Annotated in this window: 20 protein-coding genes; 13 read left to right on the top strand and 7 right to left on the bottom strand. The window is 64.7% G+C overall.

Annotated elements, in window-relative coordinates; all coding sequences use genetic code 11:
* The first annotated feature begins 116 nt into the window (after positions 1 to 116).
* From K6G35_RS05765 to K6G35_RS05710, 12 genes are all read left to right on the top strand, one after another.
* Positions 117 to 617, top strand: a complete 501-nt coding sequence (locus K6G35_RS05765) for a sigma-70 family RNA polymerase sigma factor (protein WP_011515907.1) — start codon at positions 117 to 119, stop codon at positions 615 to 617.
* Between the two features lie 96 nt (positions 618 to 713).
* The gene (locus K6G35_RS05760; protein WP_495676196.1) at positions 714 to 1,730 is read left to right on the top strand and encodes a FecR family protein; all 1,017 of its coding nucleotides are present in this window, start codon (positions 714 to 716) and stop codon (positions 1,728 to 1,730) included.
* Positions 1,731 to 1,894: 164 nt separating this feature from the next.
* The gene (locus K6G35_RS05755) at positions 1,895 to 4,342 is read left to right on the top strand and encodes a TonB-dependent receptor (RefSeq protein ID WP_495676195.1); all 2,448 of its coding nucleotides are present in this window, start codon (positions 1,895 to 1,897) and stop codon (positions 4,340 to 4,342) included.
* A 98-nt stretch (positions 4,343 to 4,440) separates the two neighbouring features.
* Positions 4,441 to 5,466: a 2,3-diaminopropionate biosynthesis protein SbnA gene (gene sbnA / locus K6G35_RS05750; RefSeq protein ID WP_495676194.1), complete on the top strand. Its 1,026-nt coding sequence runs from the start codon at positions 4,441 to 4,443 to the stop codon at positions 5,464 to 5,466.
* Positions 5,463 to 6,530 carry a 2,3-diaminopropionate biosynthesis protein SbnB gene (gene sbnB, locus K6G35_RS05745; protein ID WP_035881844.1) on the top strand — a complete coding sequence of 356 codons (1,068 nt, stop codon included), beginning with the start codon at positions 5,463 to 5,465 and terminating at the stop codon, positions 6,528 to 6,530. The genes sbnA and sbnB overlap by 4 nt, the downstream gene beginning before the upstream one ends.
* Entirely contained in the window at positions 6,527 to 8,296 is a 1,770-nt protein-coding gene (locus tag K6G35_RS05740; protein WP_495676193.1) for an IucA/IucC family protein, read from the top strand. Before sbnB ends, K6G35_RS05740 begins: the two co-directional genes overlap by 4 nt.
* A 2-nt stretch (positions 8,297 to 8,298) precedes the next feature.
* On the top strand, positions 8,299 to 9,486 hold the full coding sequence (locus K6G35_RS05735; protein WP_495676192.1) for an MFS transporter: 1,188 nt from the start codon (positions 8,299 to 8,301) through the stop codon (positions 9,484 to 9,486).
* Complete coding sequence (locus tag K6G35_RS05730; RefSeq protein WP_495676191.1) at positions 9,473 to 11,299, top strand: IucA/IucC family protein; 1,827 nt, start codon at positions 9,473 to 9,475, stop codon at positions 11,297 to 11,299. The genes K6G35_RS05735 and K6G35_RS05730 overlap by 14 nt, the downstream gene beginning before the upstream one ends.
* A 5-nt stretch (positions 11,300 to 11,304) precedes the next feature.
* Positions 11,305 to 13,134 carry an IucA/IucC family protein gene (locus tag K6G35_RS05725; RefSeq protein WP_495676190.1) on the top strand — a complete coding sequence of 610 codons (1,830 nt, stop codon included), beginning with the start codon at positions 11,305 to 11,307 and terminating at the stop codon, positions 13,132 to 13,134.
* Positions 13,122 to 13,886, top strand: a complete 765-nt coding sequence (locus K6G35_RS05720) for an HpcH/HpaI aldolase family protein (RefSeq protein WP_495676189.1) — start codon at positions 13,122 to 13,124, stop codon at positions 13,884 to 13,886. The genes K6G35_RS05725 and K6G35_RS05720 overlap by 13 nt, the downstream gene beginning before the upstream one ends.
* A gap of 38 nt (positions 13,887 to 13,924) precedes the next feature.
* Positions 13,925 to 15,118: a type III PLP-dependent enzyme gene (locus K6G35_RS05715; RefSeq protein WP_495676188.1), complete on the top strand. Its 1,194-nt coding sequence runs from the start codon at positions 13,925 to 13,927 to the stop codon at positions 15,116 to 15,118.
* Between the two features lie 154 nt (positions 15,119 to 15,272).
* A complete protein-coding gene (locus tag K6G35_RS05710; protein ID WP_017514851.1) occupies positions 15,273 to 15,641 on the top strand; it encodes a SpoIIAA family protein in 369 nt (122 codons plus the stop codon).
* A gap of 58 nt (positions 15,642 to 15,699) precedes the next feature.
* Here K6G35_RS05710 and K6G35_RS05705 read toward each other — a convergent pair whose 3' ends face one another.
* The 4 genes from K6G35_RS05705 to K6G35_RS05690 all read right to left on the bottom strand — a co-directional run bounded on the left by K6G35_RS05705 (position 15,700) and on the right by K6G35_RS05690 (position 20,308).
* Complete coding sequence (locus K6G35_RS05705; RefSeq protein ID WP_495676187.1) at positions 15,700 to 17,916, bottom strand: TonB-dependent receptor; 2,217 nt, start codon at positions 17,914 to 17,916, stop codon at positions 15,700 to 15,702.
* Between the two features lie 105 nt (positions 17,917 to 18,021).
* Complete coding sequence (locus K6G35_RS05700) at positions 18,022 to 18,384, bottom strand: DUF3325 domain-containing protein (protein WP_495676186.1); 363 nt, start codon at positions 18,382 to 18,384, stop codon at positions 18,022 to 18,024.
* On the bottom strand, positions 18,381 to 20,009 hold the full coding sequence (locus K6G35_RS05695; RefSeq protein ID WP_495676185.1) for a PepSY-associated TM helix domain-containing protein: 1,629 nt from the start codon (positions 20,007 to 20,009) through the stop codon (positions 18,381 to 18,383). The genes K6G35_RS05700 and K6G35_RS05695 overlap by 4 nt, the downstream gene beginning before the upstream one ends.
* A complete protein-coding gene (locus K6G35_RS05690; RefSeq protein WP_008650580.1) occupies positions 20,009 to 20,308 on the bottom strand; it encodes a DUF3649 domain-containing protein in 300 nt (99 codons plus the stop codon). Before K6G35_RS05690 ends, K6G35_RS05695 begins: the two co-directional genes overlap by 1 nt.
* A gap of 359 nt (positions 20,309 to 20,667) precedes the next feature.
* On the opposite strand from K6G35_RS05690, the gene K6G35_RS05685 reads away from it, so the two are divergent.
* Positions 20,668 to 22,854 carry a TonB-dependent siderophore receptor gene (locus K6G35_RS05685; protein WP_495676184.1) on the top strand — a complete coding sequence of 729 codons (2,187 nt, stop codon included), beginning with the start codon at positions 20,668 to 20,670 and terminating at the stop codon, positions 22,852 to 22,854.
* A gap of 65 nt (positions 22,855 to 22,919) precedes the next feature.
* On the opposite strand, the gene K6G35_RS05680 is transcribed toward K6G35_RS05685, so the two are convergent.
* The 3 genes from K6G35_RS05680 to K6G35_RS05670 are packed head-to-tail and all read right to left on the bottom strand — an operon-like array spanning position 22,920 to position 25,509.
* Positions 22,920 to 24,317 carry a dihydroorotase gene (locus tag K6G35_RS05680; protein WP_495676183.1) on the bottom strand — a complete coding sequence of 466 codons (1,398 nt, stop codon included), beginning with the start codon at positions 24,315 to 24,317 and terminating at the stop codon, positions 22,920 to 22,922.
* A gap of 50 nt (positions 24,318 to 24,367) precedes the next feature.
* Positions 24,368 to 24,928: a gamma carbonic anhydrase family protein gene (locus tag K6G35_RS05675; protein WP_008650594.1), complete on the bottom strand. Its 561-nt coding sequence runs from the start codon at positions 24,926 to 24,928 to the stop codon at positions 24,368 to 24,370.
* Positions 24,925 to 25,509 carry a 6-pyruvoyl trahydropterin synthase family protein gene (locus K6G35_RS05670; RefSeq protein WP_495676182.1) on the bottom strand — a complete coding sequence of 195 codons (585 nt, stop codon included), beginning with the start codon at positions 25,507 to 25,509 and terminating at the stop codon, positions 24,925 to 24,927. Before K6G35_RS05670 ends, K6G35_RS05675 begins: the two co-directional genes overlap by 4 nt.
* Positions 25,510 to 25,522 lie beyond the last annotated feature (13 nt).

Genomic DNA, 25,522 nt, shown 5'->3' with positions numbered 1-25,522 from the left:
CCACACCCGCGACGTGCAGCCACACATTGCATGTCGCGGTTGACGCCTTCATCACCTACAAATGATAATAGGTCGCATTTGCATCAAAACGCTTACTCTTAGCTGACACTCCATCCATGGCCTCGACGCGCCTGCGTGCCCTCGGTCTGTACGTGCACTACCAGGAGCTGGTCGGTACCTGGACGCGCAGGCTCAGCAATCGGCACGAGGCCGAGGACCTGTCGCAAGAAGCCATGCTGCGCGTGCTGGAGGCCCGGGTGACGCCCGAGCAGCCACGCGCCTATCTGCACCAGACCGCCCGTAATATCGCGATCGACACCTTCCGCAAACGAGACGGGCACGAGCACCTGCCGCTTGACAGCATCGAGTCGATTCACGCACCCTCCGGGAATCCCGAGGCAGACCTGCATGCCGTGCAGGTGGTCGCGGGGCTGGAGCGCGCGCTGGCCGAACTGCCCTTGAAGTGCCGCCAGGTCTTTATCTGGCAGCGGCTGGACGGGTGCTCCCAGCAGGAAATCGCCGAGCGGCTGAATATCTCGAAGAACATGGTCGAGAAATACATGATTCGCGCGATGCGACACCTGCGCGACCAACTGGGCCAACTCTCACCTCACTAGAACGATCTTGTCGATGCCTGCCCCCTATCCGTCTGGCGGCGTCTGCTCCCCCCCAAGCAGCCCATGCAGCGGTCTTGCGCCCCGGTCGAAAATCCGATGAGCCAATCCGTCGACGTCCGCGAAGCCGCGGCGCGCTGGTTCTCGCGCAATCAGGCCCCGGCGCTCAGCCCGGCCGAGCAACAGGCATTTGCCGCCTGGCTGGCGGCCAGCGCCGACCATCGCGCCGAATACGCGGCGCTCGAACGCGTCTGGCAAGCCGCGGCAGCCATCGATCCGGACAGGCTACGCAAGCTGGCCATGGATGAAAGCGCCTGCCCGGCACCCCCGCTATCGCCCCCACCCTCACGCCGGGCATCGCCCGGCTGGCGCCCCGCCCTGCTCGGGCTGTGCGCGGCACTGGCCATCGGCATTGGCTGGATCGGCTGGCAGCATGACGCGGTGGTTGCCACCAACGGTGAATACCAGACCGCACCGGGCGAACGCAGGACGCTGACGCTCGACGACGGATCGCGCATCGAACTCAATACCCGCTCGCGCCTGGAAATTCACTACAGCGCCGGCACCCGTCGCGTGACCTTGCGCGAAGGTGAGGCGATGTTCGAGGTGTCGCACGACGCCGCGCGCCCGTTCGTGGTTGATGCGGGCATGGGCACCGTTACCGTGACCGGCACCCGTTTCGACGTCCGGCGTGACACATCGGGCGTGGACGTATCGGTCGAATCCGGTTCGGTAAACGTCAGAGGCAGCGCGAAAGACGGCATGAAAGGCAACGCCAGCCGGACACCCGACACGCGCCTGTCCGCAGGGCTCGGCGCGCGCATCGCCAGCGACGGTACCGTGACCGGCGCGGCCTCGATCGACGTGCCCGGCGTCCTGGCCTGGCGTGAAGGCAAGCTCGTCTTCAACGACGCACCGCTTTCGGCCGTGGCGGCCGAAGTCTCCCGCTATCGGCAGCAGCCGGTGCGTGTGGCAGATGCCGCGACGGGCAGCCTGCGCGTCAGCAGCGTGTTCAGTGCCGACGACACGTCGGGCCTGCTGGCCGCGTTGCCGCAGATGCTGCCGGTGGGCGTGCGTAACCTGCCAGACGGCAGCACCGAAATTTTTTCGCACTAGGCATTCAGGTTTTTCTTCCGGATTTCGTCTTCCTACCGATAGCCAGCAAAGCCGCGGCTGTCGTGTTCTGAAGTAATCCAAGAAAACCTGACGTGACACATTCAAATTCGACTACGGGGAACCGGGCCGGCGCCGCCGCCCGAGATTTGGGACGGCGTGGGTCCATGGCCGCGCTTGCGGCCGCCGTCCTGATGAGCATGGCCGTGGCACCCGCCACTGCCCAGACCCCGCGCGGTGACGTGCCAATCCACATCGAGGCACAGCCGCTGGCCGATGCCCTGCTGCAACTCGGCCGCCAGACATCGCTGCAACTGTATTTCCCGCCCGAACTGGTGGCGGGCAAACGGGCGCCGGCCGTGAACGGCACGATGCGTCCAGAAGCCGCGCTGGACTCGCTGCTCAAGGGCAGCGGCATCCAGTACCAGCGCAGCGGCAACCAGGGCTTCGTGCTGCGGCCGGTTTCCGCGGCACCGGCCGCAGCACCGGCGATGGCATCCGACACGCTCCACGCCACGGCCCAGCCCACCACCGTGCTGGCCGCGGTGGAGGTCACCGCGTCGCGGACATCGAGCGATCTGGTCCGCCCGACGCGTCAATCGACGGTGCTGGAACGCACCGAACTCGAGGAACTGAAAACGGGCTCGGACAGCCTGGCCACAGTGCTGTCCAAGGTGATCCCCGGCATGGCCGACTCCAGCCACACGGTGACAGACTTCGGCCAGACATTGCGCGGGCGCGGCATGCTGGTGCTGCTCGACGGCATTCCGCTGAACACCAATCGCGACTCCGCACGCAACCTGGCCAATATCGATCCGGCGCTGGTGGAACGCGTGGAGGTGCTGCGAGGCAGTAGCGCGATCTACGGCGGCGGCGCCACGGGCGGTATCGTCTCGATCACCACCCGGCCGGCTGGCGGCGAGCCCAAGGCCGATACCACGGTGACGATGTCCACCCCGCTTTCCCGACTGCGCGCGGACGGCCTGAGCGCCAACGTGCAGCAGCACTTCTCGGGCAGCAGCGGGATGCTCGACTATGCGTTCGACCTTGGCGCGCGCCATATCGGCAATTCGTATGACGCAAAGGGCCAGCGCATTGCGCCAGAGCCGAGCCAGGGCGATCTGTTCGACTCGAACAACTACAACGTCGGCGGCAAGCTCGGCCTGCGCTTCGCGCCCGACCAGCGCATCCAGCTAGCCTTCAGCCATTTTGACGCCAAGCAGGACACGCGCTGGGCATCGGATCCGAGCGTGGCCAAACTGCCGCCGGGCAGCGTGCCCGCACGCGCGCTCGATGGGCTGCAACTTGCCGACCAGAACCAGATCCGCAACACGCTCGTCAATCTCGAATACGAACACCGCGACCTGCTCGGCAGCCAGTTGTCGGCGCAGTTCTACTACCGGAACTACTACAGCCGCTTCACGCCGTTCGACGCCCGCGCCGTGCCCGTGCGCGGCGCCAACGTCGACCAGGCAATGCAGGATTCCGAGGTCTTCGGCAGCCGCCTGACCATCAAGACGCCGCTCGGCGCGGACAAGCGCACCCGCGTGATCTGGGGCATGGACTTCGAGCAGGAGACCAGCGACATGCCCATCGACATCTTCGACCCGAAGGCGTATGACGCCAGCGGCGGCCGGATCTTCAACAAGATCGGCACGCTGACCTACATGCCGCCGATCACCACGCGCAGCATCGGCGGCTTTGCCCAGTTGCAGCACAAGTTCAACGAGCAGTGGTCGACCGAGGGCGGCCTGCGCTACCAGTACGCGCGGGCGAGCTTCAGCGACTTCGTGCCGCTTTCGCAATCGCGGGTGACCAATCCCGCCACCGTCAGCGGCGGCGCGGTCGACTACAGCGCCGTGCTCGGCAATATCGGCGTGGCCTACAAGCCGGTGAAGGACCACGAGTTCTATGCCGCGTTCAGTCAGGGTTTCAACCTGCCCGATATCGGCCTGCAGGTGCGCAATGCGCGCGCGGGTTTCGATATCGGCTCGTCCGACCTGCAGCCGGTCAAGACCAACAACTACGAACTGGGCTGGCGTGGCGCGTTCGGCAACACGCTCGGCTCGCTGGCGATCTTCTACACCACGTCGGACCTCGGCGACGTGCAGAGCTTCAACAACGGCCTGATCCTGACCCGCACCGCGGAAAAGATCTATGGCGTGGAAGCATCGGCCGACTATCTGTCCACCGACGAACGCTGGGGCGCGGGTGGCACCTTCACTTGGATGCAGGGCCGAGAAACCCCGCAAGGCCGTGATAGCCAACAGATGACCGGCTACCGCATCCCGCCACTCAAGCTGACCGGCTACGTGCAATTCCGCCCCGTGCCGCGATGGAACAACCGGCTGCAAGCCACATTCTTCGCCGGGTACGACTACCGGCTGAACGGCGTGACGAGCTTCGGCCGCCGCGACGTGAGCAGCTACACCACGCTCGATCTGATCAGCAGCTATCAGGTCACGAAGAAGGACACGGTCACTGTTGGCATCCAGAACCTGTTGAACCGCTACTACTACCCGCTCTACAGCCAGCTTCTGCGCAACAGCAACAACACAAGCCATCTCCCGGCGGCCGGCATCACGCTTACCGCCACCTACCAGCACCGCTGGTAACGGCGTGACAAGGCTTTTCGGGCCTTGTCACGGCCGAAATTAGTAACGATTCTCATTGCCATGTACTACAGCGCCCTATCAGCAAGGAGATTTGCACCATGGTCTGCAACAGCATCATCGAGAGTATCGGCAACACGCCACTGGTCCAGCTACGCCGCCTCTTCGGCCGCGCGGACGCGGAGGTCTTCGCCAAGCTGGAACTGCTCAATCCGGCCGGCAGCGTCAAGGACCGGCCCGCGCGCTACATCGTGGAGAAAGGCCTGGCCGAAGGGACGATCGGGCCGCACTGCCATATCATCGAAAGCTCGTCGGGCAACCTCGCCATCGCCCTGGCGATGATCTGCGGCCTCAAGGGGCTGCGCTTCACGGCGGTGGTCGATCCCAAGATCTCGCCGACCAACCTGAAGATCCTGCGTTGCTACGGCGCGGGCATCGAGCAGGTGACCGCGAAGGACAGCCAGGGCGGATACCTGGAAACGCGTATCGAGCGGGTGCGTCAGATGCTGCGCGAACAGCGCGATGCGATCTGGATCAACCAGTACGCCAATCCGCTCAACTGGGAAAGCCACTACTACGGCGAGGCCGCCGAGATATTGGCGCAGCTTGCCCAGCCGGCCGATGTGCTGGTGCTGGGCGTCAGCACGTCCGGCACCGTGCATGGTATTGCGCGACGGCTGCGCAAGGCGTGGCCGTCGATGCGCGTGGTAGGCGTCGACGCAGTCGGTTCCGTGCTGTTCGGCCAACCGTCGCAAGCGCGCGAGCTGCCGGGCATTGGCGCCAGCCGCGTGCCGGAATTGCTGTGCCGGGACGAGATCAACGAAGTGATCCATATCGACGACTACACCGCCGCCACGGCGTGCCGGCGCCTGCTGGCGCGCGAAGGCATCTTCGCGGGGGGATCTTCCGGCGCGGTCGTCGCTGCCATCGAGCAGGTCCTGCACGCCACGCCGGTCAGCCATCGACCGCTGCGCATTCTCACCCTGTTCCCAGATCGCGGCGAACGCTATCTGGACACCGTTTATGACGACGCCTGGCTCGCACGCATCGCCGCGCGTCGCGCCGTGCCGAACCTCGCCGCCCTTCCCACCGTTGCCTCATTGATCCCCGCCGGAGTGTCCGCATGACCAACTCGCCCACGCTCTCATCCACCGCCTCTCCCTCTGCATCGGCCCCCTCCCAGACCAAGCCCGAAATACGCTACCTGAGCCGCGACGACCTGATCGCGCTGGGCGCGGACCACTCCGACGCCTTCGTACAAGCCATTGCCGAAGGCCTCGCCATCCACGCGCGCGGCGAGCATGTGCAGCCGCTCAAGCCCTATCTGCGCTGGTCCGGCGCCGACCATATCGCCGACCGCATCATCGCGATGCCCTGCTACATCGGCGGCGACGACCCGATCGCCGGCATCAAATGGATCGGCAGCCGCCAGCACAACCCCGCGCGATTCGGTCTGGAGCGCGCCAGCGCGGTGATCGTGCTCAACGACGCCACCACCAACTACCCCGTGGCGATCATGGAAGGCGGCCTGATCAGCGGCATGCGCACCGCCGCCATCACGGCGGTGGCCACGCGGCATCTGGCGCGTAGCGGCTTCACCGATGTCGCCTGCATCGGCTGCGGCCCGATCGCCCAGATGCAGATGCAGACGCTCCTCGAGCAATTCCCGCAGATCCGCGCCGTGCACCTGTTCGATCTCTCGCGCGACGCCATGCATGTGATGCGGTCGATGCTCGGCAGCCGCTTTCCCGCCGTGGGCTGGGAACTGTGCGGCAGTGCCGAACTGGCCGTGCGCGCCGCCGACGTGGTGGTGACCTGCACGGTCACCGATACGCCGTACCTCGAACACGCCTGGCTCAAGACCGGCGCCTTCGTCTGCAACGTATCGATCATGGACGTGCACAAGGATGTCTACGAGAAGGTCGACAAGGTGATCGTCGACGACTGGGACCAATCCAACCGCGAAAAGAAGATCATCAACCAGCTCGTGCTCGAAGGCCGCTTCAGCCGCGAGCAGTTGCACGCGGAACTGGGCGAGATCGTGATCGGCCGGAAGCCCGGCCGCGAGCGCGACGACGAGATCATCCTGCTCAATCCGATGGGCATGGCGCTCGACGACATGGTCTGCGCGCGCCACTTCTACCACCTGGCGCTGGAACGAAACGCCGGCACGCGCCTGCCGCTGCTATGAGTGGCGGCTTCCACGAACGCCTGCTGGTGCAGGACCTGATCGACGCGCTGTGGCTGGAAGACCTCCACGGATTCCGCAACCACGCGCGTATCGTGGATCACGACGCGGACCAAGGCGCGTCGCTCGTCATCGCCCTTGGTCGGACGGGAGAGCTTCATGCATGCGGGCGACGCCTGCTCGGCATTCGCCCGTTGGCCGTGCAGGATGCCACGTTGACGCTGCGGCGCGATGGCGCCGAGACCACGGTCGATGGTACGGACGCATTGGCGGCACTACAGGGCGCCGACTGGTGGCCGCACTGCAGCGAGCGTTTGCGCGCGCTGTTCGAACTGGCTCGCGCCCAATCCGCCCACACATTCGACCACGAGGACGCCATCGTGGAGAAAGCGCGCGCCGCCCCCGATGTGCTGATGCATTGGGAAGCACTGACTTGCCTCCGTGACCGGCCCTTCCACCCCCTCGCACGCGCCAAGGGTTGGGGGAACAAGGCGCGCCCCGACACGCCCGGTTATCACACCGAAACGGGCCAACCGCTGCAGTTGCGATGGGTGGCCCTACCGCGCAATCAGGTGCGCGGCAGCGCACGCGTGCCGGAGACCGGACAACCCATCGCCAAAGCCTTGTTGAACCCTCACGCCTTCGAGCGGCTGCACACTTGGGCGGAGACTGCCCGGACCGATGCCTCGCACCTCTGGTTCCCGATGCATCCGTGGCAGCGGCATCATCTGTCCGGCATGTCGTGGATTGATCTGGGCAGCCACGGCGATGCGTGGCCCACGGCTTCGCTTCGTTCGATGGCCGTCCCGGACTCATCGGAGCCATATTCCCTGCACGTAAAGCTTTCGCTCAGCGTGCAAGCCCTGGGCGCAACGCGAACACTGCCACCCCGGTATCTCCACAACGGCGTGCAGGCACAGACATGCCTCGCCCGGCTACAGGCACGTGATGCGTGGCTGGACCAGTACCTGTTCCTGTGCGACGAGCAGGACTGGTGGTCCTTGCGTCAGCACGACGTCCTGACGCGCGAGCCCGGCGAACTGGCTTGCCTGTTGCGCCGCTATCCCGCGCCAGAGCAACTGCCACCCGGTAGCTGGCTGATGCCGATGGCAGCCTGCGCCGCTGTCACCAGCGGCGGCGAACTCCCCGCGTTGCGTGCGCTGGGTGCCAGCGATTCTCAACAGGCATGGGACTGGTTCCGGCGCATCTCCCACCTGTTGCTGGAAGCTGGCCTGCGTTGCTTCGCGCACGGCGTCATGCCCGAGTTGCATGGCCAGAACGTGCTGCTGGTGATCGCCCCGACGGAAAGCGGTCCTGGCCTGCACGGTCTCGTGCTGCGCGATCACGACACGTTGCGCATCTGCCCGGCGTTGATGGCCGACGCTGGTGTGCCGGCACCCGACTATGCCATTGATCGCTCCACGCCCAACACGCTGATCCTGGACGCGCCCGATGCCTTGCTTGCTTACCTGCAGACGCTAGGCATTTGCGTGAACCTGTTCGCAATGGCGGTGGCCATTGCCGACGCGTACGAGGCAGACGAGAACACCGGCTGGCGCATCGTGCGTGAACGGATCGACGCACTGCTACGCGAAGGCGTCATCGCCAGACCTCACGTTGCGGCCATCGTCCGGAATGCCCTGCTGGAAGCCGACACGTGGCCGTTCAAGCAAGTGCTCGCGCCATTGCTCGCCCGGGAAACGATCGGCACGGGAATGCCCAGCGCGATGGGCCGCCTGCCGAATCCGCTGCGCCAGCCAGAGCCATAGTCATGCGTCCCAATCGCCCCCAAACGCTGACGGTACTGCTGGCCACACAGGTGGTGGTCACCACGGGATTAATGACGCTCGTGCCGATTCTGCCGCTCTACCTGCACGCCATGCCGGGCGCCCATGGCACCGACTGGAGCAGCGTCGCGCTGGCCGCGCCTGCGGTCGGGGCGCTCGCGGTGGCGCCGTTCACCGGCATCTGGTGCGATCGCGTCGGTCATCGCCCGGTCTTGCTGGTGTCACTGGTCGTCTTCACGGTCAGCGTGCTGATCCTGGCCACTTCGCAGCATGTCACCGGATTCATCGTCGGCCGGGTGCTGCAAGGCGCCAGCGCCATCGGCGTGATGCTGACCGCATGCATCGGACACGTAAGCGCACCCGCCTCGCGCAACCGGGCGTTTGGCCTTCAGGAGTCGGCGGTGGCGGCCGGCGCATTGCTGGGCCCGGTGCTCGGCGGCGTGCTGCAGGATGTCTGGTCACCACGCCCGATGCTGTTTGCGGTGGCAGCGCTCAATGCCCTGCTGACGTTGGCGCTGTCGACCCTGTTGCGCGACATGCCGACTCACACCGCGCCAGCACTTTCCACCGGCAAGCGCAAGCCCATCCGCGATGTGCTGATGCTGCGCCGCTGGCTGGCCGCCGCCTGTCTGTCGCAGGCGGGTGCATTCGCGCTCGTCAACGTGTTCGTGCTCTATCTGCAGCAGCGCGCGCCGCACGATGCGCTGCTAGCCAGCAAAGCGGGCACGCTCCACGCGCTCGGCTGGCTAGCGGCGATGCTCGCCAGCCCCTGGTGGGGCGCGCGCAATGATCGCGTGGCGTCCGGGCGGCATTTTCTCCTTGCCGCGTCCGGATGCGCGGCGGCCATTGCACTGCTGCCGCTGGCCACCACGCTCTGGCAGATCGCGCTGCTCCGCGTGATTCACGGCGCGCTGTTTGCCGCACTGGCGCTGTCCGTGCTCGCACATTGCCATCGGGTGCTTCCCGCAGCGCTGCACGGCACCGCGACGGGCGTGGCGCGTAGCGCAATGACGGCCGGCCAACTCGTCGGACCGCTGGCCGTGATGATCAGTCTGCCGCTCGGTGGCCCGAACGCCGCGCTCTGGGTGACGGCCGCCATGTTCGTCGTATCTGCCCTGCTGGTCCTGCCAGGCCGTTCTCCTTCATTCGCCCCTGTCCATGATGCGAGGTGACACCGTGTCAATACTCTCAGTCGAACCTGCAGTCTCCGTGCTGCACGCCAAACGTGTTTTCTCCGCGACAACCCCTTCGGTCGATCCGGTGGAGCGGCGCCTGATCGAACAGTTTTTCAACACTTACTGCCGCGAAAGCGGCATCCACGATCCCTGCGGCCACGCTCACCTGCCAGCCGGTCATTCTGTTCCCGCCGCGCTCGACCCAACATTGTCGATATGGCAGGCGTCAGGCCTCCGTACTGCCGTGATCGCACTACCCCACGCCGATGGCAACCACCGATGGCTCGCGGCCGCGCTCGACTACGTGTCGCCGATCGGATACCACCGGGTCGCACACGCCGCAATGCTCGGCCCCGAGGATGGCCAGCCCACGCCACTGGTCCAGGCCGAGGCCCTCGTCGACGCCATCGTCGATGCGCTGGCCGCCAGCTTCCCTGCTGCCGCCACGGACGAATGGCCCGTGCGTTTTGCCGCGCTGATGCGCAACGGTGCGCAGAAGGCCCGGCTCTATCACGCCGATGCGCCCGCACCTTCCGCGCCGTCGACCTTCATCGCCGCCGAGCAGCGGTTGCGCTTCGGCCATGTCTTCCATGGAACATCGAAGGCATCCGAAGGATTCACGCACGATGACCTGCGCCGATACGCGCCCGAGTTCGGCACCGCGTTTCCGCTGCACTACCTGGCGGTCGCCAACGAACACTTCGCATCCCACAGCTCCAATAACGGACCGTTGCCGATCGACCCGGAGGTCATGACGTTCGCTGCGCCCTTGCTGCGCGACGGCGAGTATCGGCTGCTGCCCTGCCACCCCTGGCAAGCTCGACACTTGCTGCAGCAACCCGCCATCCGCGCGCTGATCGCGCGTGGCGCGCTGCTGTCGCTCGGACAACGGGGTGAACTCGCCTGGCCAACGTCCTCGGTACGTACCGTATGGCTGCCACGCCAGCGCCTGTTCCTGAAGCTCGCGATCGATGTGCGGATCACCAATTTCGTCCGCAACAATCCTCCCGAGCACGTGCTGCGTGCGCTCGATGCGAGTCGCGCCATCGCGCGAGTACCGGCATCGGTCCGGGTCAACGATCGCTTCACGGTACTGACCGAGCTTGGTGGCGCGGTGCTGGACATCGATGACCCCGGACTCCGTGCCAGTACCGCGGTGATCTATCGTCAGGGCCTGCCCGAGCGACATGGCGATACCGCCCAGGTGCTGGCGACCGTGCTCGAAGACCCACCACACGGCACGAGTCTGCTTGCGGCCCACTTGCGCCAGGCGCTAGGCGCATCACCAGCCGTGAAAGACGTCAGCCGCTGGTGGGCGCGCTATCTGGAAGTCACCCTGCTGCCGCTGACGCGCCTGTTCGGCGACTATGGCATCAGCCTCGAAGCGCATCTGCAGAACAGCATGGTTGCCTTCCACGAAGGCTGGCCCGCGCACGGCTATGTGCGTGACATGGAGGGCGTCAGCATCAGCCGGGACCGGTATCCCTGGGCGGGCGACCTCGACGGCAGCCCGGCGCTCTACGACGACGCCGCGGCGTTGCACCGCTTTGCCTATTACGTGATGGTGAACCACATCGGCCATTGCATCGCGTGCATCGCCCGTACCGGCCATTGCAGCGAGGAAACGCTGTGGCAACAGACTGCCCGCGCCCTGCATGACGACGGCCCCACTGCCCGAACGGTACTGGCACAGCTCGCAGCCATGCCCACGCTGCCCGCCAAGGCCAATCTGCTGAGCTGCTTCGGACGGCATGGCGAAACGCCGGCCTGGGTAGCCATCGACAACCCACTTCATCACCCGCACGCGTAACCGCCATGCAGATCGACGATTATCAAGCCCTGATCCAGAGCGATCACTATCGCCGTGCCACGCAACGCGTGATCCGCCAACTCATGGAGGCGCTGCTGTTCGAGGACGTGTTTCGCGACGTCCACTGGACCGCCGGGTCCGTCACGCTCCCAGCCGTTGCAGCCGATGGCCAACCGGTGCGGTACCGCTGCGCGGTCAGGCGCATCGATGCGTTCGGCCGCATCCGTCTGGACAACGTGATACGCGCACACGGTGGCGACGAGACGGCGGCGGACGATGTATCGCGCCTGCTGCACGAACTCGCCGGCCAGTTCGACGCCGATCCCCAGCGCATTCAGCAGTTCGCGATGGAACTGCTATCCACGCAAATCAAGGATGCGCACTCGCACCACGCGAACGGCGCCAGCGGCCAACTGCTGCGCGACGCCGACTACGACACCGTCGAGGCACGCCTGACTGGCGCGCATCCCTACCACCCGTCCTACAAGTCGCGCCTTGGCTTCACGATGATCGACAACGCGCGTTTCGCCCCGGAATGCGCCTCGGCGGTACATCCCGTGCTGCTGGCCGCGCGACGGGATCGTTGCCGCGCGTCGGCCAGCGCCACCGTGCCCGGGCAGAACGCTGGCGCCCTGCTGAGTGATGCCGCGCGTCAGCGCTTTGACACAGCGCTGGCCCGATACGGCGTGGACCCGGCGGACTACCTGCCACTACCAATCCACCCGTGGCAATGGGAGGAGGTTGCCGCGCCGACGTTCCACGCCGCCTTCGCGCAAGGCGATCTGATCGCCATCGGCACACTGCCCGAGCGCTACCTGCCCCAGCAATCGATTCGTACGCTGGCCAGTCTGGATCACCCCGGAGCGCCATCGCTGAAACTGGCCATGAACATGGTGAACACGTCGACGTCGCGCGTGCTGGCGCCGCATACCGTCTGCAACGCCGCGCCGCTGAGCGACTGGCTGGCCTGCCTGGTGGCAAGCACGACGTGGACACCCCCGATTGCCGCGCCGATCCTGTTGCGCGAGGTGGCGGGCGTCAGCTACATGCCGGCGGCACCCGCTCAGGGACAGTACGGCGCGTTGTCGTGCATCTGGCGCGAGAGCATCCACGGCCATCTCACCCCAGACGAGCGCGCGCTACCGATGACCGCCCTGGCCCACCTCGACAGCGATGGCGAGCCCCTGCTTGCGCCTTGGCTCGATCGGTATGGTGCCGCCATATGGGTGCGCCGGCTGATCGAACGCGCATGGCTGCCGGTGCTGCACCTGCTGTGGGTTCATGGAATCGCCCTGGAATCCCACGCGCAGAACATGCTGCTGATCCACGTGGATGGCCTGCCCGAGCGCGTCGCGCTCAAGGACTTCCACGACGGCGTGCGTTTCTCGCGCCAATGGCTGTCGACGGAGCCGCCCGCGCTGACAGTACCGCCGCCCGAACACGCGCTGGTCAATCCGAACTCATTCATCGAGACCGACGATGCCGACGAACTGCGCGACTTCACCTGCGACGCCCTGTTCTTCGTCAATCTGGCCGAGTTCGGCGCGATGCTGGCCGACCACGGCTATCTGGAAGAACCCGCGTTCTGGCGCATCGTCGCCGGCGTGATCCGCGACTACCAGGCCGATCATCCGGATCTGGCCGAACAGTTCGCGCGCTTCGACTGCTTTGCGCCGACCATGGCCATCGAGCTACTGGCAAGCCGCCGCTTTCTGCCAGAAGTCCGCCTGCGCACACGCGACGCGCCGAACCCGCTCGCGAGCGCGCTCGCATCGACGCGCGCAACCAGCCTTACAACGGACCACGCACCGACGGAGGCATCGTGCAATCGTTGAAGGAGCGCTTGCTCACGCCAGGCAGAGAACCGATCGTCGGCCTGTTCTGCTCGACGCCGACGCCGCTCACAGTGGAACTGATCGCCGCCGCTGGCTACGACTTCGCAGTGATCGATCTGGAGCACACGCTAATCGATGGCGCATTGCTTGGCGCGATGCTGCTGGCGGCGCGTGCCAGTGGCATCGCTCCGCTGGTGCGCGTGGCAGCGTTGCATCAGGTGGCACCGGCGCTGGACGCTGGCGCGCAAGGGATCGTCTTCCCGCGCATCACCAGTGCGGCGCAGGCAAACGAAGCGGTGGCATGCTGCCACCACACCTGCGGCATCCCGACAGGCAAGCGCGGTCTCAATGCCACCTGGCACAGCGGCTACGGCCGGGACGATCTGCGCGAAGCCACCGAGGACGCCGCACGGCACACGCTCGTGGTGGCAATGATCGAAGACGCCGCGGGCTTGCGCAACGCCGATGACATCGCGGCGCAACCGGGCGTGGACGTTCTGCTCGAAGGTGCGGCCGATCTCTCCCAGTCGCTGGGCGTGCCGTGGCAAACCCTCCATCCGCACGTGCGCGACGCCGTGGATACGATCGCCGCCGCCGCGCTGCGTCATGACAAACACTTCTGCGCCCTGCCCCGCACACCCGATGACGCCGTCGCATGGCGTGCACGGGGCACGCGGATGATGGTGCTTGGCGACGATCGCGGCATCGCCCGCCGCGCGATGGCCGCCCACCGGCAGGCGTGCATTGTCTAGCAACATGAGGACATAAGCTGCCTCGAACAGGAACAACCATGGATCTGACACACGTTACCCGCTACATCGCCGAGCGGGATACTCGCGAGCCGGTCTGCGCCTATCTCTACGATCTCGACGATCTGCGCCTGCGCACGACACGCTTGCGGGCGGCACTGCCGGAGCAATGCGCACTGTATTACGCCGTGAAGGCCAACAGCGACGCGCCTGTCCTTCGGACCCTGCTGGGTGTAGCCGATGGTTTCGAAGTGGCCTCGTTCGGCGAGATCGAGCGCGTGCGCAGCGTCAATGCCGAGGTACCCATTGCGTTCGGCGGCCCGGGCAAGACCGATGCCGAGCTCGAAGGCGCGCTGCGTCTTGGCGTCGGCCTGATTCACGTGGAAAGCGCGCTGCAGCTAAGTCGACTGGATGCCGTAGCAAGACGGCAAGGCCGCTGCGCCGATGTGCTGCTTCGCGCGAACCCCGCCTACGGTCTGCCCGGCGCCACGCTCCAGATGGGCGGCAGTGCCACGCAGTTCGGCATCGACGAGGCCCTGCTACCCGATGTGCTGGCGCTATCCCGCACGATGCCCAATGTGCGCGTGGTTGGCCTGCATGTGCACGCCGGCTCAAACAGTCTCGATGCCGACACCCATCTGGCCCTGATCGGCCACCATATCGCGCTGGCCAAGCGCCTGCGCGACCTGCACGGCCTGACACTCGAGTGGCTGAACGTCGGGGGTGGCATCGGTATCGACTATCAGAATCCGGAGCGCCACTTCGACTGGGACCGCTTCTGCCATGGACTGGCCGCCCTGCTGCACGAGACCGCGCCGAACACGAGCATCGTCTTCGAGTGCGGACGGTTCATCAGCGCGGGCTGTGGCTGCTATGTTGCCGAGGTCATCGACCTGAAACGGAACCACGACAAATGGTTCGCCGTGCTGCGCGGTGGCACGCACCACTTCCGGCTGCCCGTGTCATGGCAGCACAACCATCCGTTCCAGGTGCTGCCGAATGACCAATGGGACTATCCGTTTCCGAGGCCCGTGGTTGAGCGGCTGCCGGTGACGCTGTGTGGCGAACTCTGTACACCGAAGGATGTGCTGGCGCGCGAGGTGCCGGTGGAACGGCTGCGGGTCGGGGATCGCATCGCGTTCACGATGGCGGGCGCGTACGGCTGGCATATCTCGCACCACGACTTCCTGAGCCATCCGCACCCCGAGCGCGTGTTCATCGGCGGTCAACCTTGATCCTACCGGGACGAATCGAAAGGAATGCTTGCCCCGGGGGCTAGCCCGATATACGGTGAAATCGGACGGTCCGGTGGTGTGTCGTGCTCACCGGCCGTTCCGGTAACGATCGGGAGCGCGTGCCACGGCGCGCCGTTCCGCAAGGAGAACAACCATGATGGAAATTCTGGACGGCTTTCCCGCCAACGTCGTCGCAGTGCACGGCAACGGCAAGCTGACGCGGGATGACTACGAGAAGGTGCTGATTCCCGCCATCGATGCGGTGCTGACCGGCCGCGAGAAGGTGCGCCTCTACTACGAGCTGGGGCCCGACTTCACGATAACGAGCATGGAGCCCGGCGCCCTGTGGGACGATTTCAAGCTCGGCGTGTCGCACTACCTGAAATGGGAATCCGTTGCGCTGGTCACCGACCATGACTGGGTCCGGCACTCGATCAATGTGTTCCGGTTCCTGGTGCCCGGGCAAATCCGCACGTTCACAATGAGCCAGTCCCGCGAAGCCCGCGAGTGGATCGTCGGGTAGATGCCCCGGCCGTTGTCATGCCGGGTGGCACATCGCCGCCCGGCATGACGAGGCACGCTTAGTAGTCCACGGTCATGGACAGCTTGAACGTGCGAGGTTGACCAACCACCAGATAGCCGCCATACGACGAGGCCCAGTAATCCTTGTCCGCAAGGTTTTCCACCGACGCACGCATCGTGTAGCGCATCTGCGCGGCCTTGAACGTGTATCGCGCGCCCAGATCGAAACGGTTCCAGGACGGCAGGCTGATCGTGTTGGTCGCATTGGCTTGCTGGCTGCCGGTCTGGATGTATCGACCCGAGACGGTCAGCCCCGGCACGAAAGACAGGTCGTATTCGGCACTCGCCGTCAGCGTGTAGTTCGGCACGCCAATCGCTTCCTTGCCCTCGGTCGCGGCATTGCCGGTGTTCGACATCTTCGTATCGATATAGCCGATGCCGCCCAGCAGACGGAGCCCGCGTACCGGCTCGCCGAACACGCTCCACTCGACGCCACGGTTGCGCTGCTCGCCGGCCACCGAGAATACGTTCCCCTGCGTAATGCCGTTGGGTTGCTTGATCTGGAAGAACGCAAGCGTTGTGCCGTACTTGCCCGCATCGTACTTGACGCCGGCCTCATCCTGCTTCGACTTGATCGGCGGGAATACGTCGTTCCGGTTCGTGGCGCTCGACGGCGGCGTCGGCCCGGCGGCCAGTCCCTCGATGTGGTTGTAGAACACCGACAGGTTCTGGAGCGGCTTGATCACGATACCGAACATGGGCGACGTTGCCGAGTCGCCATATGGGGTGACCACGTTGGTGCCGTAGGCGTAGCCGCGCGTGTTGATCACTTGGTGCCGCACGCCTGCCGTAAGCAGCACGCGGTCGTCCAGGAACGACATCGTGTCAGCCACCGACACGCCGTTCAGGTTCGTTCGGCCAGTCACCTGCGGATCGGCCATGCTGCTGCCCGAATATGCCGTGGCTGGACGCGCAACGACAGGGGCATCGTAAAGGTTGGTCGCGTACGTGCGGGACATTTCGTAGGCCGACCGTTTCTCCTGCTCCAGTCCGGACCACCCCAGATTCACGCTGTGCTTGACGGGACCCGTCACGAAGCGACCCCGAATCCCAACCTCTCCGGTGGTTGTGTCCTGTTTGAACGGCACGCTGAGCCGCTGCGAGGTGCCGAAACCGTCGTTACCGACGGTGGCACCGCCGTAGTTGCCGAACTCGTTGCTGTGGTGCATGCCGAACGCCGCGTACGCCGTCCAGTCCTTCGCAAAGTCGTACTCGGCGCGAATCGTCCCCCACGTATCCTCGAGCATCGAGTTCGTCCAGGGTTGCGCGAAATTCGAACTCGCCGACGGCACGGGCGGCAGGGCCGTCGTTCCCGAGGCCAGCTGGATCGTGCTTCTTCCCTGATTCACCGTCTGCTTCTGATAGCCAAAATCGGCATTGACGCGAAACGCCTCGCCCTGGTAATCCAGCCCGAGCGTCAGCAGGCGTTGCTGACGGTTCTCCGCATCGACCGGCGTATCACCTCCACGCGCCATCGCGTTGACCCGCACCCCAAACTCCTTGGCGTTGCCAAAGCGGCGGCCGACATCGACTGCGCCGCCCACTTGGGCGTCACTGGTGTAGTCGATCGTTGCCTGCGTGATCGGTGCCACCGTGGCGTACTTCGGGACGAGGTTGATGCCCCCGCCAATGCCGGTACCGGTTGGCGATACACCGTTGAGGAACGCGCTGGCACCGCGGAAGGTTTCCACCCGATCGACCGCCTCCGCAGCCACGAGCTGACGCGGCGCGATGCCGAACAGGCCGTTCCAGCCCAGGTCGTCGCCTGTCAGCTGGAAACCGCGCACCATGTACGTCTCGGAGAAATTGCCGAAGCCATAGCTGGTGCGGATAAAGGGATCGTCAGCCAGCACGCCGGCAATACTGCGTGCCTGCTGATTCTGGATGGCCTGCGACGTGTACGTCGTCATGCTGAACGGCACATCCATGAAGTCCTGATTGCCAAGCACGCCAAGCCGGCCACCGCGTGCGACCTGCCCGCCCGCATAGGACGGCGGCAACTGATCGGGCGTTGCGTCGCCGTGCACGGTCACGGCGGGCAACGTCGCCGCGGCTTGCGGCGCGCCCGACGATTGGGATGGCTGCGCATCTGCCTGTGCCAGCGCCACGGACGGCAATACGCCGGCTGCCGCCAGCGCCACGACCAGATGGCGCAGGTAAATCGGGGATGGCCGCAAGGCACGCGGTTGAACACTACGCTCTACAGCAAGAGACAAGATAAGACTCCAAAAGGAAATAACCCCCTTGCGCCACGGCCCGATCCAGAAGCCATGAGGGCAAGGCATAACCCGTGTCCGCGAATGTTTTTTCCCACCCGTTCGCTACTGAGAGCGGATCAATGCGAGGGCAGTGGTAACGCCAATGCCGATCGCCACGTGTGCAAGACGTGGCGTGGCACGAGGCGCCCAGGTGAATGCGCTGATCGCAGTCAGCGCACCGATTGTCAGAAGGCCAGTCCAGTAGATGACGCCGAAAGCCCAGCCCTCGGCGAGCACACATGCAGCCAGCGCCGCCAGTAGCGCCAGCGTGCCGAGCACGCGCAGCCGCGCGACACGCGCGGGGGACGGCGCGCTGCCGCGCCCGAACATGTCGGCGTGATGGCGCTCGATGGCCTGGGCTAGCCACGTAAGGCCGCCCACGGCAAAGGCAAGGCCGGCGACACTCGCGGCTGGCTCGACGCTCATGGCGACACCTCCGCCGCGCCGTGCCTGGCGGCAGGGACTGCGCGTTTTCCGGGGCGCCGTTTGCCAAGCATCCATGCGGCGGCACCGATACCAATGCCGATGGCAAGCACGGTCAGATCGAAGCCGGCGACGGCAATCGGGCCGTGGCGCAGCGTCACCCCGAGGTGCGAGGTAGTGGTGAAGGCGTTGAGCACAGGGAGTCCCGCAAACAACCCCGCTCCGGTCCACAGCAGCACGCGCCACATCTCCCGCGTGGGTTTCCATTGCGCCAGCAGCGCCGCCACCGCCCAGGCGCCGAAGAAGGCCTGGACCTCCATGCCGGAACGCTGGGACATGTCGGCCGGAAGCAGCCGATTCGCCCAGAAGTAGGCAGTGAAGGCAATCGGCAAACCCGCGATGACACCGAGATTGAGGGCCTCGACGAGCCGCAGCCCGAACGGCACGCGCCCGGTGGCGGCGATATGCTTTGCATGGCTCTGGCGCGTCTTGACCGCCCATAGCAACGCGCCAGTGGCCACCATCAGCGCGCCGGCCAGCCCGGAGACAAAGAACAGCGCACGCAGTAATGGCGGCGCGAAATGCGCCACGTGCAAGCCGACCATCGTGCTGCGTGTGGCGCTGGCCGCGGCCACGCTTTCGCCAAGCGCGGACTGAACGGCACCAGTGGTGCCCGAAAACACCATGACCGGCAGCGTGGTGCCGATATCGCGGCTCTCCGCACGCGTCAGGGAGACGGTGGCATTGGCATTGTTGGGCTGCTCCACCGCTATCCGCTGCGGCGGCGTGCCATGCCAGCGCGCCATGGCCTGCTCCACCATCGGCGCGATCGGCGCCAGTGCCGCTGCTTCGTTCGCCGCTTTGACGCGCGGCGCGCGAGCCGCGAGTTCGGCCGTGAACGCCTTCTCGTCGCCCTTGTAGACAGCCTGGATGCCCCACGGCATGTACACGAACAGGAGCGTCACCAGGCCCGTATAGGTGATCATCAGGTGGAATGGCAGCGCCAGTACCGCCAGGGCGTTGTGCGCATCGAGCCAGGAGCGGGGGCCCTTGCGCGGACGGAACGTGAAAAAATCCGTGAAGATGCGCCGATGCGTGATCACGCCGCTGATGATCGCCACGAGCATGAACATCGCGCAGATGCCCACGATCCAGCGTGCCTGGACCGCGGGCATGTAGTGCAAGTCGAAATGCAGCCGATAGAGGAATTCGCCACCACGCGTATCGCGCGCGCCGGGAATCGGCATACCCGTGCGGGCATCGAGCGTGCGTGATTCGAGGCGCGCGCGATTGCCCTTGCCGGCATCAGCCGGGCCGGGCTTGCGCAACCAGAATACGGAGATCGCGGGACGCCGGGCGTCCGGCAGATTGATGAACCAGCGCTCGGCGCCAGGCGCCTCGCGTTGCAGGTATGCGTAGGCACGCTGCGCGACATCAGCGGCGGATACGTCTCCATCCGACGACGCGTGCAGCTCCGGCTTCATCCATAGCGAGATCTCGTCCTTGACGTAGCTTGCCGTGCCGCCGCAGAACACCAGGAACAGGACCCAGCACACCAACAGCCCCGACCACGTATGCAGCCAGGCCATCGACTGCCTCAACCCCTGCCCCTTCTTCAGTTCAGCCATCACGCACCGCGCAAGATCAACCACCCGGCGGCCATCAACACGCCAGGCACACACAACCCGACCCAGGCGCGCCAGGCGGTACTGGCCACGAACACCCAGATGACGGCCAACGCAAACCAGAGGAACGACATCAACGTGGCCGTCATCACGGCTTCCGACCGGGTGACATTCGTCCACCGCACCAGTGCCAGCGACAGGCAGCCAGTACAAAGTGCCGCCACCGCATAACCACCAACAACGGCGGCAATCACCCGCGAGCCGATTGCCACGCGATATCCAACCGACACACGCTGTTTCATGATTCGACGACTTCCACTCAGGCCCGACAAACACAAACGCATATGATAATGGTTTGCATTACGGATTTGAGCAGGAAGCGATGAACGACGGCTGTACGTCGGATAAGACATTGGCAGACATGTTGCTTTCTCGACGAATCGGTGCCGCGTATGGGGCAAAAAGATAGCTACAGCGCTCTTTTGTGGCCGATCGGATGCCTCTCTCCTGGCAACGACCCGAACATCGCCCCTCGTTTGACCCTCATCTGAACATCGTAATAAATGCAAATCATTTGCATTCGTATTAGTATTCCGGTCAAATTCAGCCGCATCCGGGTGCGGAGCCACGCACCAGAACAACAACAATCCAGGAAGTCTGTATGTCCATGCTTGATTCACTCGACAGGCACGCGAGCTTGCGCGCGCGTAATTCGACGCGCTCGGCGCGCCCGCTGCCGATCCTGTCGCCGGTAGCCATTGCCGCGCTGAGCTTCAGCCTTTCGCAGCCAGCGCAGGCACAGTCGCAGGACACAGCCGACGCGACCATGTTGCCGGCGGCTACCGTGGTGGCGGACCGCTCCGGGGAGGCCGTCAAAGTGGAACGGGTCAATAGCGGCGCGCTGGGCGACCGCAAGCCCGTGGATACGCCCTTCTCCGTGGTGGCCGTATCGGGCGACGAGATCCAGCAACGCCTGGCGCAGACGGCCAACGACGTGTTCAAGTACGACCCGGCCGTGTCGGTGCTGGGCGATAACGCGCGGACCGAGAACTCCTACTTCGCCGTGCGCGGCATGCGCGTGGACATGCTCAATGGCACCAAGGTGGATGGGCAGAACTTCGTCACGTGGGATGCCGACATGCCACTCGAGCCATTCGAACAGGTGGAACTGCTCAAGGGGCTGTCAGGCTTCATGTACGGCTTCGGCTCACCCGGCGGCATCATCAACTATGTGGTGAAACGTCCGACGGACAAGCCATTGCGAGAAGTCACGGTCGGCTACCAGGCCAACAGCGTCTGGAGCGAGAAGGTCGACCTCGGCGGTCGCTTCGGCGTGGATGACCGCTTCGGCTATCGGATCAATGCGGTCAACGAGGATGGCAACACCAACGAGCCAAACGTGCATGTGCGGCGCCAGGCCTTCTCGCTGGCCACGGATTTCCGCATCACCCCGGACCTCACATGGAATGCCGACGTCATGTACTGGAAGCGCAAGTCGCAGGGCACGATCTTCGGCCTGTCGTTCGCGTCGGACCTGTCCATTCCGCCCGCCAGCAGCGTGGCCCGGAATCTGGCACAGCCGTGGTCGTCGCACGAGACCGACACGCTTACCGTAGGCACCGGCGTGGACTACCGCATCAACGATGCCTGGCAGGCCAGCTTCAAGTATCGATTTGCGCGCCAGAACCGGCTTAACGCCGACAGCTTCCTGTACGTTACCAATAGTGCCGGGGATTTCTCCGACACTAACTACCGCTGGAAGACCGCCTACTACTACCAGGCGTACGACGCAATGGTGCAGGGCAAGTTCGAGACGGGTGCGATCAAGCACGATATCGTTGCCGGCATTGGCTACCTCTCGCAGGTGCGCGAACTCGACAACGGTCTTGGCGGCAATGGCATCCCCATGGGCACCAGCAATCTGTATAACCCGGTGCCGCTGCCCGAGCAGCCGGGCGTGGGCAAGGACTACATCCCGTACCGCGACTACAGGATTCAGCAGAAATCGGTCTACCTGAGCGACACAATCCAGTTCACGCCACGTTTTTCGGTACTGGCCGGCGTGCGCTACAACGACTTCACGCAGGACAACTACGATCCGTCGCAAGTCAAAACCTCGCACTACAGCGCCAATCCGTTCACCCCGACCGTTGCGCTGATGTACAAAACCGACGACTTCTCCACGGCGTATTTCAGCTACGTGGAGTCGCTGGAGCAGGGAGGATCGGCGGGCGTCACCAATGTCAACGCCGGGCAGACCTTTGGTCCACTCAAGAGCCGGCAATATGAACTGGGATTCAAGACCGACCGCGACAAGTGGGGCGCCAACGTCGCGCTGTTCCGCGTTGAAAAGGGCTACGAGTACACCAACTCGGCCAACTACTTCGTGCAGGACGGCAGCCAGCGTTTCACCGGCCTGGACACAAGCGGCTGGTTACGCGTAGCACGCGATGTACGGCTGATGGGTGGTGTGTTGTGGCTCGACACGAAGACCTCTGGCGTCGACGACCCCCTGGTCAATGGCAAGCGCGTGTTCGCCACGCCGAACTACATCGTGACGGGCCGCATCGAGTACGACACCCCGTTCGCCCCCGGCCTGACGCTGTGGACCGGCGCCAAGGTAACCGGCGATATGTATGTCAATTCGGCCAACACGCAGCACATACCTTCATACACCACCGCCGATGTCGGCGCGCGCTACACCACGCGCATGGCTGGCAAGACGCTGACGGTGCGCGCTGTGGTCAACAATGTGTTTGGACGCCGGTACTGGACGACCACGTATGACGGCTTTGTCCTGCCAGCGTCAACACGCACGTTCCTGGCGAACGCATCGCTGCAGTTCTGACGGACACGCGCACCATCAGCAGGCATTGGCTGCCCCGACCCGACCTGGCCCCCTGCCACCTGATCTCAGATGTCGGCTGGCACTCGTGGTGGCGCTTCAAGGAAGCGCAACGGTCGACCCAGAGGTGTCGTCCCGACGAGCGCTTCGTCCCGCACGACGATGTGGCCACGCACCACGGTATGGATCGGCCAGCCCGTAACGCCGATGCCGTCATAGGGCGTCCATCCGCTGACACTCGCGATCCAGTCGTTGCGGATGGTCCTGCGAGCCTCCAGATCGACCAGCGTCAAGTCGGCGTCGTAGCCAAGCGCGATACGGCCCTTCCCTTCGACACCGAAGATCCGGGCCGGTCCGGCGCTTGTCAGGTCGACGAATCGCTGAAGGCTCAATTGACCACGATGCACATGATTCAGCATCACCGGCACCAGTGTCTGCACACCGGTCATGCCGCTGGGCGAAGCTGGATATGGACGACTCTTTTCCTCAAGCGTGTGAGGCGCATGGTCACTACCGATGACATCGACGACGCCCTCGCGAATCGCTTGCCATAGGGCGTCCCGGTGGCGACGTTCACGCACCGGAGGATTCATTTGTGCCAGCGTCCCCAGGCGCTCGTAGCATTCTGGCGCCTCCAGGGTCAGGTGGTGCGGCGTCACTTCAACTGTCACGCGATCCTTCCGATCCGATAGGAAGGCAATCTCTTCGGCAGTCGAAACATGCAGGATATGAAGGCGCCGCCCAGTATCCCCGGCAAGCGTCACGATGCGCTGCGTGGCCAGCAATGCGCTGCTGGCGTCGCGCCAGACCGGGTGCTGGCGCACGTCGCCGCTCGACTCGGCGATGACCTTGCGGTCGCGCAGGCGGGCCTCATCCTCAGCATGCACGGCCATCCTGCGGCGGCCGTGCGCCAGGATCCGACATAGCACCTCGTTTTCATCCGCCAGCAGGTCGCCAAACGAGCTGCCCATGAAGACCTTCACGCCAGCACAGCCAGGCAGACTCTCCAGGTACTCCAGATGCTCGGCATTTACGGACGACCCGCCGATGTAGAACGCGTGGTCGCACCACGCTCGTCCCCGTGCCGCATCAAGCTTCGCCTGGAGATCCTCTGCACGCAATGTGAGCGGTTGCGTGTTCGGCATCTCGAATACCGCCGTGACGCCGCCTAGCACCGCACCGCGCGTGCCGGCCTCCAACGTTTCCTTGTGCGTCAAGCCGGGCTCGCGGAAATGCACCTGACTATCGATAACGCCCGGCAGTACGTGCAGACCCTTCGCGTCGAGCGTGGCATCGGCCGTCCATGAGTGCTGCAGGTCTCCAAGCGCCACGATGCGACCGGCCGCACATGCGACATCGGCGCGCTCGACACCGTTGGGGGTGACGAGGGTGCCGCCAATCACCAGCAGGTCCGCATGGCGGCGCGCCGATGACCGCCCAACTCCGGTGAATGTTCCATCCATCATGCTGTGCCCTCCATGATTGTGCGTGGCAGCGTAGGAGCAACCGACATGTTTCAGAACTCGTTCTGGATGGCTTTGTATCCGCGCACCAACGCGTTGTTGGTCAGTGCGACGTCTTCGGAAAACTCGCTGGCGTCGACGGACACCTTGGGGAGTGTGGCAAGGTCTGTGGATCGTCCAATGCGCATCGTCGACGGAACATGGAAGCCGGCCGGCAGATGGCAGCCATCGACCACGGCGTTGAATCGCACCACGCAGCCGTCTTCCACGACGCAGTCGAATAGCACGCTATTGAATCCGATGAACACCCCATTACCGACCCGGCACGGACCGTGAACGATGGCACGATGCGCGATCGAGGTGCGTTCCCCGATCGATACCCGCGCGCCAGACTTGGAATGGATGACGACGCCGTCTTGTATGTTGGAATGCGCGCCAATCAGGATCGGCTCAAGCTGGCCATTGGCATCTACCTCGTCGGCACGAATCACCGCGTAGGGACCGATAAATACGTTCTCCGCAACAACCACCTTGCCGCACAGGACGGCCGTCGGGTCAACGAAGGCGCTCGGGTGAATCTGCGGCAGATCGCCGCTCGGGTTCTTTCTGATCATGTAGCGGATTCCTGGCGTGCTAATCCGCACGCGCGTTTTAACCGTTCGAACAACGCCGGGTCGCACCATTGCGCCGTGATGGCGGGCGCGAAGACGATGGATTCAAGCTCGATGCGCCCCATGCGGGGATTCTCGGCGTCCTCACGGAAACACTGCGCATAGCCGGTCTCCGTTTCATGGACGATGACGGAGTGCAATCGCACGTCTCCCTCGCCATTGCGCAAGGCGGTCGTGGCTAGCACCGCATCCACCAGCCGGAAGAACAACCTTGAGAATTGTTCGGCGCTTGGCGACACCGGTATCAACACCCAACGCTCTGAATGCTGGCGCATGGATGCCAGATACGCTGGGTCGTCGCCGGTCCATAGCGTGACCGCATGGTCGAAGGCGTCGATCAGCGTAAACGCGCCGCCCTTGAGCAGGCCGAAGTCATAGACCATCTGTCCATGGTCGAGTGAGTGTGCCTCCAGCAGTAACTCGATCTTGTACGAATGCCCGTGGATGGAATGCGAGCAGCGCCTCGTGCTGCATCCGCGCACGATATGGGCGTTCTCGAAGCGGAAGAGCTTGCGAATCAGCATGCCTTCGTCACGT

The sequence above is a fragment of the Cupriavidus sp. HY129 genome (assembly GCF_059492215.1).
Note: the sequence above shows the minus strand (reverse complement) of the source record. Positions and strands in the feature narration are given on the sequence as shown.

Bases quoted from the DNA above. Each gene is read 5' to 3' on its own strand.
- K6G35_RS05765 (WP_011515907.1), top strand. From the start codon at position 117: ATGGCCTCGACGCGCCTGCGTGCCCTCGGTCTGTACGTGCACTACCAG.
- K6G35_RS05760 (WP_495676196.1), top strand. From the start codon at position 714: ATGAGCCAATCCGTCGACGTCCGCGAAGCCGCGGCGCGCTGGTTCTCG.
- K6G35_RS05755 (WP_495676195.1), top strand. From the start codon at position 1,895: ATGGCCGCGCTTGCGGCCGCCGTCCTGATGAGCATGGCCGTGGCACCC.
- sbnA (WP_495676194.1), top strand. From the start codon at position 4,441: ATGGTCTGCAACAGCATCATCGAGAGTATCGGCAACACGCCACTGGTC.
- sbnB (WP_035881844.1), top strand. From the start codon at position 5,463: ATGACCAACTCGCCCACGCTCTCATCCACCGCCTCTCCCTCTGCATCG.
- K6G35_RS05740 (WP_495676193.1), top strand. From the start codon at position 6,527: ATGAGTGGCGGCTTCCACGAACGCCTGCTGGTGCAGGACCTGATCGAC.
- K6G35_RS05735 (WP_495676192.1), top strand. From the start codon at position 8,299: ATGCGTCCCAATCGCCCCCAAACGCTGACGGTACTGCTGGCCACACAG.
- K6G35_RS05730 (WP_495676191.1), top strand. From the start codon at position 9,473: ATGATGCGAGGTGACACCGTGTCAATACTCTCAGTCGAACCTGCAGTC.
- K6G35_RS05725 (WP_495676190.1), top strand. From the start codon at position 11,305: ATGCAGATCGACGATTATCAAGCCCTGATCCAGAGCGATCACTATCGC.
- K6G35_RS05715 (WP_495676188.1), top strand. From the start codon at position 13,925: ATGGATCTGACACACGTTACCCGCTACATCGCCGAGCGGGATACTCGC.
- K6G35_RS05710 (WP_017514851.1), top strand. From the start codon at position 15,273: ATGATGGAAATTCTGGACGGCTTTCCCGCCAACGTCGTCGCAGTGCAC.
- K6G35_RS05700 (WP_495676186.1), bottom strand. From the start codon at position 18,384: ATGAGCGTCGAGCCAGCCGCGAGTGTCGCCGGCCTTGCCTTTGCCGTG.
- K6G35_RS05695 (WP_495676185.1), bottom strand. From the start codon at position 20,009: ATGGCTGAACTGAAGAAGGGGCAGGGGTTGAGGCAGTCGATGGCCTGG.
- K6G35_RS05690 (WP_008650580.1), bottom strand. From the start codon at position 20,308: ATGAAACAGCGTGTGTCGGTTGGATATCGCGTGGCAATCGGCTCGCGG.
- K6G35_RS05685 (WP_495676184.1), top strand. From the start codon at position 20,668: ATGTCCATGCTTGATTCACTCGACAGGCACGCGAGCTTGCGCGCGCGT.
- K6G35_RS05680 (WP_495676183.1), bottom strand. From the start codon at position 24,317: ATGATGGATGGAACATTCACCGGAGTTGGGCGGTCATCGGCGCGCCGC.
- K6G35_RS05675 (WP_008650594.1), bottom strand. From the start codon at position 24,928: ATGATCAGAAAGAACCCGAGCGGCGATCTGCCGCAGATTCACCCGAGC.
- K6G35_RS05670 (WP_495676182.1), bottom strand. From the start codon at position 25,509: ATGCTGATTCGCAAGCTCTTCCGCTTCGAGAACGCCCATATCGTGCGC.